7 protein-coding genes and 3 pseudogenes are annotated in these 8,034 nt (G+C 68.9%); 5 read left to right on the top strand and 5 right to left on the bottom strand.

The genetic code is table 11. The features are described from left to right. From AB0L34_RS12280 to AB0L34_RS12270, 3 genes and pseudogenes are all read right to left on the bottom strand, one after another. Nucleotides 1–446 (bottom strand): annotated as a pseudogene (locus tag AB0L34_RS12280) (IS5 family transposase); the annotation flags it as partial. Nucleotides 447–527: 81 nt separating this feature from the next. After that, on the bottom strand, nt 528–2,228 hold the full coding sequence (locus AB0L34_RS12275; RefSeq protein ID WP_363704286.1) for an extracellular solute-binding protein: 1,701 nt from the start codon (nt 2,226–2,228) through the stop codon (nt 528–530). Between the two features lie 948 nt (nt 2,229–3,176). After that, a pseudogene (locus AB0L34_RS12270) lies at nt 3,177–3,641 on the bottom strand (SDR family NAD(P)-dependent oxidoreductase); the annotation flags it as partial. A 151-nt stretch (nt 3,642–3,792) separates the two neighbouring features. On the opposite strand from AB0L34_RS12270, the gene AB0L34_RS12265 reads away from it, so the two are divergent. From AB0L34_RS12265 to AB0L34_RS12255, 3 genes and pseudogenes are all read left to right on the top strand, one after another. Then, nucleotides 3,793–4,149: a hypothetical protein gene (locus AB0L34_RS12265; protein ID WP_363704284.1), complete on the top strand. Its 357-nt coding sequence runs from the start codon at nt 3,793–3,795 to the stop codon at nt 4,147–4,149. Between the two features lie 359 nt (nt 4,150–4,508). Further along, nucleotides 4,509–4,697: a hypothetical protein gene (locus AB0L34_RS12260; RefSeq protein WP_363704282.1), complete on the top strand. Its 189-nt coding sequence runs from the start codon at nt 4,509–4,511 to the stop codon at nt 4,695–4,697. Then, nucleotides 4,694–5,353, top strand: a pseudogene (locus AB0L34_RS12255) (hypothetical protein). The gene AB0L34_RS12260 and the pseudogene AB0L34_RS12255 overlap by 4 nt, the downstream one beginning before the upstream one ends. Before the next feature lie 160 nt (nt 5,354–5,513). Here AB0L34_RS12255 and AB0L34_RS12250 read toward each other — a convergent pair. Beyond that, a complete protein-coding gene (locus tag AB0L34_RS12250) occupies nt 5,514–6,047 on the bottom strand; it encodes a hypothetical protein (protein WP_363704280.1) in 534 nt (177 codons plus the stop codon). 233 nt (nt 6,048–6,280) lie between these two features. Between AB0L34_RS12250 and AB0L34_RS12245 the strand changes: the two genes are divergently transcribed. Further along, nucleotides 6,281–6,472 carry a hypothetical protein gene (locus tag AB0L34_RS12245; protein WP_363704278.1) on the top strand — a complete coding sequence of 64 codons (192 nt, stop codon included), beginning with the start codon at nt 6,281–6,283 and terminating at the stop codon, nt 6,470–6,472. Between the two features lie 90 nt (nt 6,473–6,562). Here the strand turns inward: AB0L34_RS12245 and AB0L34_RS12240 are convergent, their stop codons facing one another. Further along, nucleotides 6,563–6,850, bottom strand: coding sequence for a hypothetical protein (locus tag AB0L34_RS12240; RefSeq protein ID WP_363704276.1), 288 nt, complete (start codon nt 6,848–6,850; stop codon nt 6,563–6,565). 684 nt (nt 6,851–7,534) lie between these two features. On the opposite strand from AB0L34_RS12240, the gene AB0L34_RS12235 reads away from it, so the two are divergent. Beyond that, nucleotides 7,535–7,993: a hypothetical protein gene (locus AB0L34_RS12235; protein WP_363704274.1), complete on the top strand. Its 459-nt coding sequence runs from the start codon at nt 7,535–7,537 to the stop codon at nt 7,991–7,993. Nucleotides 7,994–8,034 lie beyond the last annotated feature (41 nt).

Genomic DNA, 8,034 nt, shown 5'->3' with positions numbered 1-8,034 from the left:
CGAGGAGCAGTCCGAGGGTGTCGGTGGCGATGTGCCGCTTGCGTCCCTTGATCTTCTTCGCCGCGTCGACGCCCTGGCTGCCCTCGCCTACGTTGCATGAGGTCTTCACGCGAGTCCAGAACCACCGCCGACGGGCTCCCGCGGCGGCCGCGAGCGACCCGGACCCGCTCCCGCAGCAGATCGTGAATCCGCTGCGTCGTTCCGTCCGCTTCCCACTTGGCGTAGTAGTCGTACACCGTCTTCGCTGGCGGGAAGTCGTGCGGCAGGTACTCCCACGCGATCCCCGTCCTGGCCACGTACAGGATCGCGTTGACGATCTCCCGCAGGTCATGCACCGGCCGGCTGATCCCCAAACCCACCCGCGCCGCCCGCCACGCGGTCAGCACCGGCTCGATCAACGCCCACCGCTCATCCGACAAGTCCGACCGATACCCACGCCGCCGCACGCCCACGCGGCGATCAACGAACCAGCCCCATCCCCGCAACGGCCGAACGTGAATCAGCCACTACACGGATCAGATGCCCTCTTAGAAGCTACTGACCAGCTTGACGAACGCGTCGTCGATCTTCGCCGGGTCACGGGCGTCGAACGCCTTGCCCGCGGACGCCTTGGCGATCCGGTCCAGCGTCCCGAAATCGGACTGCTCATCAAAGGCGATGCAGAAAATCTTGATCGGTCGTTCCGGATCCAACGCGACATCTTGGAGCAGCCGGGCAAGGTCACTGTCCTTGTTGTACTCGTTCTTGCCGTCTGTCAGTACGACCACCGCGTTGATCCGGGACTGGTCATAGTGATCGAGCATGTGACGGTGTGCCGCCCGTACGGTGGCGTACAGAGCGGTGCCGCCCTCGACGTGGAGGTTGTTGATCTTATTGGTGAGCGCCTTCTGGTCGAACGCCGACAACCGGACCTCCTCGCTGTACGGCGACTTCGGCCGCTGTTTCGTCTCAGACGAGAACGACCAGAGCGCGACCTGGTCCTCGGAGTTCAAGAGGCCAAAGCCCTTGGCGGCGGCCCTGGTCGCCACCTGGAACCTGGTCCGGTCACCGATCTTTGCGTTCATCGAACCGGACGTGTCGACGGCCACGAGGATGTTCGCCTTCTTACGCAGCGTGCCCCAGCCGGTGAGGATCGCCTTGACCACGGTGGGATCCGGCGGGTCGAAGTAGGTGAGATCTTGGGCCTCGCGCCCGCCGACGGAGGCGATCAGCGGGCGGGACGCGTTCTGCTTGTGGTCGCGGAACCCGAGCCGGCTGAAGCTCTCCTGCTGCGGCGGCTCCTGCAGGAACGCCAGGAAATCGGCAGCGGCGTCACGTTGCTCGGGACTGGCCGAGGGGAGCACCACGTACGGGTGGTCAAGGTTGAACGTGCCCTCCTTCGGATATAGCGCGACCAGCGGGACCCTCGGCTTCTCGCCCCGGGTCGGGCTCAGCTCCCCCTCGTTGTACTGGTAGACCAACTCCTCCTGCGTCACCACCGCGCTCATGTCCGTCGGAGCCGCCGTGCCGGACAGGTCCGCCTCGGCGCGATCCTTCAGCAGATCCACGATGTCGTCGCTGTAGTGGGACACGTTGGCCTCGATGCGGCGGACGTACTGGGTCACCGCCGGATTCGCGAGGTCGCTCTCGGTAAGGTCGCTGGCCCGGTTGATGGCCGCGTAGTAGCTCGCGATCGTGGCCGCCAGCCCCGAGGTGGACAGGTTCGGGTTGACCTTGCCAAAAGTGAACCGACCCCACTCGGGGCGACCGAAGGTGGCCCAGCCCGAGCGCCCGGACGAGCCAAGGATCTCACCCCAGCCGAGGGGACCCTTCTGTTGGAGCAGCTCTCCCTTCGGCTGCGGCATGGCGATGACCAGCGGACTGTTCGCGATCGACGGGTACCGGCCGGGGGTCTGCGCCGGACGCCCGGCGGCCTCGTCCCGCAACTTCAACTGCCCGGTCCACAGGGTTGACGTCGGCAACCACACCTGCGGCCGTGGCAAGCCGGGCTGCTTGACCGACCATTCGCCGGCCAACGCGTCCGTCGCCGCACCGGACGAGAGTCCATGTACGGTCACCACGGCGCACCGGCCACCGAACCGCCGATCGCTCGTGTTGTAGCGTTCTGCCAACTCGCCGAGCAGCACGTCCTTCTCAATCGACGAGCTGACCTCCAGCGGCGTACACTCGACGTCCGCCGCCGGCCGGACGATCAGGTAGGCCGCCGCGATGATCGCGAATCCGGCCACGATGGCCGTGGTGTACGGCAGCCACGGCCGGGCAGTCGGTCGACCTGAAACCATGTGGTCCCTCCAGAGTGTCGGCTGACGACGTCGGCATCAGCCACCAGCCCGGCCGAGCCGCGATGCGGACCGACCGGATCGTGTTCGTGGGTCAGGGCCCGGACCGGCCGAAGTCAATCACGCGGAAACCGTCGTATCCGGGAATGACGTTGTCCGGCTTCAGGTCGCGATGGACCAGGTCGGACGGACGCGTCGCGATCGGCGCGGTGGCGGTGCCAACGGTCGCTCAGTCGGTGCGGTGCGTTCCCGGAAATCGGGCCACGCTCACGGACGTGCCGCTTCAGGGTTGGGCCCTCGATGAACTCGCTGACCACGTACGGTGGGTCCGCGTCCACCTCCCGGTTGTCGTTCACGTCCCTGCCCGGGTAGACGACGCCCTGGCCGTCCGCACCCAGCCGCCCGAGCAGTCGGTAGGGCCCGCCGTGTGCGGATCGTGCGAACTCAGCGGCGTGATACCAGGCATCGCCGCCCCTGTCAGCCCGGCCATTGCGACTCCACCGAAACCCTTTACGAGTCGCGCCGATGCGACGGACGACACAGGCATGATGTCACGAATTCTGGAACGGAACCGCCCTGCCACCAAACGATGAACCATGGAACCTGCGCCACGACGCCCGGTTCGCACCCCCGGCCGGCACCCAGACACGGGGCGGAAGCTCCTCTTCGGACCGCACCTCGTCTCCCCCGAGACGGACACCGTCCGGGTCGGTGACGAGCTGCCATGGCAACGGCAGTTGCGGATGCCTGTAGTGCGCGATCCCTGCCGCCACCGTGCCGGAGGCCGATGCGTGGCCTGCGGAGTCGGTTGCCGCGCTGGCGCCGCCGACGCCGACACCAAGCCCGTATCAGCCTCTACCGCCGGCGCGGCTACCCACCATGACTGCCGTCGCAGCACTACGCCCGGAGGCGGCGGACGAGTTTGCGCAGGCCGGCCTGCCAGCCGTCCGGGTCCTCCGCGCGGCGTAGGGCGTACGCGGCGACCTCTGGGTGCGGCAGGATGAGGAAGCGCTCCTCGGCCAGGCCGGTGACCACCGAGTCGGCGACCTGGTCCGGGCTGAGCACCGCGCCGGAGGCGGCGATGACCCGGGCCCCGAGGTGCCCGGCGGCCAGCCCCTCGGCCAGCATCGGCGTGTCCACGCCCTGCGGGCACAGCGCACTGACCCGCAGGCCCTGGTCCCGGTAGGTGACGGAGAGCCACTCGGCGAAGCCGACGGCGGCGTGCTTCGTCGTCGTGTACGCCGCGTCGCCGACCACCGTCAGCACGCCCGCCGCCGAGCACGTGTGCAGCAGGTAGCCGCCGCCCCGGGCCAGCATCGCCGGGAGCACCGCCCGGGCCGCGTAGACGTGGGAGAGCACGTCGCCGGGCCTCGGTTCCTCGCGTCGCGCGCAGAAGCAGCCGCACCCTCGCCAGCCGGCCTGGGACGCCGTGTGGGCGCTCGTCGCCGCTTCCCCGGCCGTCGCCGCCACGGACTACGGACGGGCGTGTGAGAACGCCCGGGTGTGGCGGGCCGTGGAGGCAGCCCAGGACGCGATGGAGCAGGCCCGCCCGCGTCGCGCGCAGGAGGGCGAGCTGGCTCCCTGGATCCGCCGCGCCATCGGTGACCCCGGCAGCATCGCCGGCTTCCGCCGAGGCCCCCACTGGCCGCAGGGCCACGAGGGCTGGGCCGAGCAGATCGAGAGCGCGCCGGTCCTGGCCGTCGACGGCCGGCCGCACTGCGAGCGCTGCTCCCAGGTGATCCGGGTCGACGACCTGTACGACCCGCCGCTGCCCGGTGTCGGCCTGTGGGAGCACAAGGGCGCCTGTCCGACCGAGCAGGTGCCCTACGCCGCCTCGGTCGTTACCGTCGAGCTGCCCGGGGTGAGCTGACGTGCCGATCCGCCCGGAGAACCGCGACCGGTACCCCGACAACTGGCCGGAGATCTCCCTCGCTGCCAAGGAGGCCGCCGGCTGGCGCTGCGCCTGCGAGGCGGAGTGCGGGCGAGGCACGCACGAGGGCCGCTGCCCGAACCGGCACGGGAAGCCGGCGTACGGCACTGGCTCCCGGGTGGTGCTCACCACCGCCCACCTCAACCACACGCCCGAGGACTGCCGGCCGGAGAACCTGCGGCCGATGTGCCAGGGCTGCCACCTCCACTACGACCGCGATCACCACCGGGAGACCGCCGGGCGACCCGGCGCGCCCGGATCGCCGCTGCCGGGCAGCTCGCCCTCATCGAGGAGGCATCGTGATCCGCGTCCTCCTGACCGCCGGCACCGCCGCCCTCATCGCCCTCGTCGCCGCCGTCATCGGCCTCTCCGCCGCCCTCGACATCACCTGGGACCCCGAGATGGCCGTCGCCCAGGCCCTCATCGCCGTGTTCCTCGGCCAGTACCTGCTCGTCGCCTACTTGCCCAGCCGAAAGGGTCGTCCGTGACCTCTCCGCACCACCTGCACGCCGTCGCCGCCGCCTGGTCCCTCCAGGCGGCCCGACGCCGCCTCGCTCAGCTCGCCGAGGAGGAGGCCGCCTAAATCGCCGCCGGGCAGCTGGAGGCCCCCGCCCTCCTGCACTCCCCGGCGTGGGGCCGACGGCACGCCCTCGGCGGCCATGGCGACCCCACGTCCGGCATGGTTGCCACCGCCGACCGGCCACCCCGCGCTAACCGGTGGCAGCGCCTCCTCGACCGCGCCGACCGCCGCATCACCGGCATCGCCGGCATGCTGCGCGTCGACGGGCCCGACCCGCTCGGCCGGATCCTCGCCGCCATCCCGCGCACCATGCCCGGCACGGCCGCCGTGGTCGCGCTGCACCTCGGCGACGAGGACCGGTGGATCCGCGAGGCCGTCGACCTGGCCCCGGCGCGGGAGCCGGTGCCGGGCGCCCCGGAGTGCGTGGTGTGCGGGGTGCGCCGCCTGGAGGTGCAGACCGCCGGGCCGGTCGACGCATGGACGGTGGTGTGCGCCGCCGGCTGCCGCTGCCGGGGCGAGGGCTGCCGGTGCGGGATGCCCGGCGCGGTAGAGGGCGTCACGCACATCTGGCCAAGGGCGGACGTGCTCGCGGGTGCGGTTGTGGGAGACGCACCGGAGGCCTGAGGTGCAGACGCCCAGGAAGCCCGGAACGCCTCTGGCATCGGCCGACACGGCATGGCCCTTCGCGACCAGGAGGAAGGGCCTCACACCAGACGGTGTGAGGCCCTTCCTCATGTTGGCTGATGTTTACGTCAAGACGGAGGTGCGCCCGCCGTCACATTGGCTAGAAGGGGGGCGGGGTCGACGCGCAGTTCACGTTGACGGCGTCGATCTGGTTCTTCAACTGGAAGTTCCAGTACTGATACGAAGGCACCGTGCCCCAGTTGTCCCAGTAAGTACCGGTCCAGTTGTACACCGTGATGCTGTTGCCCTGAGTCCGTGCCGAATTGGCCCAGTCGTTGGCGAGGCGACTGCCGCCAGCGCCGTCACCGATAAGCCACTCGCCCAGGTTCCACCAACCGCAGCCATCCAGGACGAAGGGGTACCCCAGGCCGTTGTCGTAGTCGTAGAGGCAGGGGTATCCGGGCTCGCACCACCAGGCGGCCTGGACTGAGTAGCCATCACCAGGGACGACCTTCGTGCCCCCGGCGTTCGCTGGCACCGCGCCAGGCGGTGGGGGTGGCACCCTGTCCGCCGTCGATGCGCTGACGGTCGGAGTCGTCTCGTTCGCGTGTGCGACTCCCGCGAAAGCAGTAGTGCTGACGACGACCAGTGCGGCGACCGCAGCGAGTTGCTTGAGGAACCTGGCTCTGATCACAGAGTCCTCCCCGTCCTTCCTATGTGGCTGGCAGTCGCACATCGACTACCGTCAGTTGCTGAACCGTACACGAGCTGAGGGAGGACGGCTGACCGTATTGCTGTTGTCCTCATCACCCTGGGGCCTGCCGGATACCCCTGCGGCATGCCCGGCGGGGTGGAGGGCGTCGTCCACATCTGGCCGAGGGCCGCCGTGCTCGGCGCCGTCGCGGGGGCCGCGCGGAGAATGGGCCCATGAGTCCTCAGCGGATCTACAACCGAGCGAACATGCACACCTACGAGTCGGCTGACTGCACCGCATGCGGTCAGCCCAACCACGTCAACTGGATCCCCGACCACCGTCTCGGGGTGGAGAACTTCCTGCCGGACGAGTCATGCGACAACCGGGACTGCGAGCGGTACGGCAAGGGTCCTGAGAAGCGGTAGCGACGATGGCCCGTGAGTCCATCTCGCGTCATGGGCAATCAAGGTCAACCATTCACAGCCGGCATCCAGATAAGTGGCCCAAGATGACTCTTATGGTGTAGCGCCGTCAGGGCCGGGCAGCGCTCGGACCGTCACCTCCGGATAGGACCCGTCGTCGGCCGCTTCGAGAATGAGGGCCGAGCTTCCCTCCATCGTCACCCCGCTGTTGGTTCGTAGAGTTTCGGAGACGACGTTCTGCAGCATCTGCATCAGCGCGCGCTCGACATGCTCCGGCGCATGCGCATGCGGAATCTCCTCGCCCGAAGCGCCGTCCACCACCATCTGAAGCTGACTCGCCGTGACCGCGACCGGATCGTCGACCTCGACCTCCACCGACATCACTAACCTAAATCGCCTCTTACCCATTTATTTCTCCTCGCTGCCATCGCCACAATGACGGATCTCTGCTCAAGACAGCCGGCTTCGAATGCGCCGCTGTCCAGATTGGTCAACCAGCGAGCCGGTGCGCGGATTCCCGCATCTACGGCAGCGGCACAACCACCCACCCGCCGCCGCCCTGCCAGCGGACCCGAATCTCGCTGATCTCCGGCAACTCCGCAGCCGTAACCACCCAAAAGCCGATCGACTCTCCTGGGCTCAACCGCGATGCCCCCAGAGGGCCCTGCTCGATCGGTCTCACCATTTCTCCCGCGTTGTGGATCTCTACCTCCCAGGCTGGCTCGGTGCCCACATTGCGCAGGCAAGTAGCTGTTGGATGCTCCCTTCGGCAATACCTGCCATGCCACCGGCGGAGGTGGCGGGGGAATTGCTGCCTCCGCCGCAGCCGCTTGCCGTTCGGCAGCCTCTGCTGATCGCCGAGCTGCCTCTACCGATGCCTTCGCGCCTCAGGCCCCAGGCCGAGACGCGACGGCCACGACGGAGATGATGATCGCAATGACGTTGGTCCAGTCCATGCGAGGCAAGGTAATGGTCCTTCGCCGCTAACGCCCTGAGCCGAGCAAGCGTGCTGCGCGGCACAGAGAGCCCAGAAGGAATCGTTGCAAGGATCGATACGATCGGATCATGCAGCTCGACTTGGGAGACGTGCCCGCCTGGGCCGCTCTCCTCATCTCCGCCGGCGCCGTGTACGTCGCGACCCGCGCCAACCGGCACGCCCGCGACTCCGCTGCCGCCTCGAAGGATTCGGCCGGCTCTGCCCGCCGCTCGGCCGATGCAGCCGAACGTCAGGCCGTTGCTGCCGAGGCCGCCATCCCCCCGCCGCCGCCGCAGGTGGTATGGCAGGTGGAGCGGGTGAACAACAAGCGGTACCTCCTGCGCAATGTTGGCGTCGGAACCGCCACCGGAGTGCAGATCGACGTCCGGCAGGCTCACCCGCTGGTCGGGCTGAACCTCGGCAATGGCACGGTCGGACCGAACGAGTCTGTCTCGTTCCTCATCACGGGCAGCATGGGGCGGCCCTCCCCGACGGAGCTCTGGGTGTCGTGGGACGGCCAAGACGAGCCGGTGGCCGTGCCGGTCTGAGTGGCCGGCGCGCCCGGCCGCAGTCGGTTTGCTTGATTGTC

Origin of the sequence: Micromonospora sp. NPDC052213 (genome assembly GCF_040679695.1) — a bacterium.
Classification (GTDB): Bacteria; Actinomycetota; Actinomycetes; order Mycobacteriales; family Micromonosporaceae; genus Micromonospora.
The sequence above is the reverse complement of the archived record's forward strand: the minus strand, read 5'-3'. Positions and strand labels throughout refer to the sequence as shown.

What these genes read in the sequence shown, in the direction of transcription:
- AB0L34_RS12245 (WP_363704278.1), top strand. Translation starts at nt 6,281, where the DNA reads ATGAGTCCTCAGCGGATCTACAACCGAGCGAACATGCACACCTACGAG.
- AB0L34_RS12240 (WP_363704276.1), bottom strand. Translation starts at nt 6,850, where the DNA reads ATGTCGGTGGAGGTCGAGGTCGACGATCCGGTCGCGGTCACGGCGAGT.
- AB0L34_RS12235 (WP_363704274.1), top strand. Translation starts at nt 7,535, where the DNA reads ATGCAGCTCGACTTGGGAGACGTGCCCGCCTGGGCCGCTCTCCTCATC.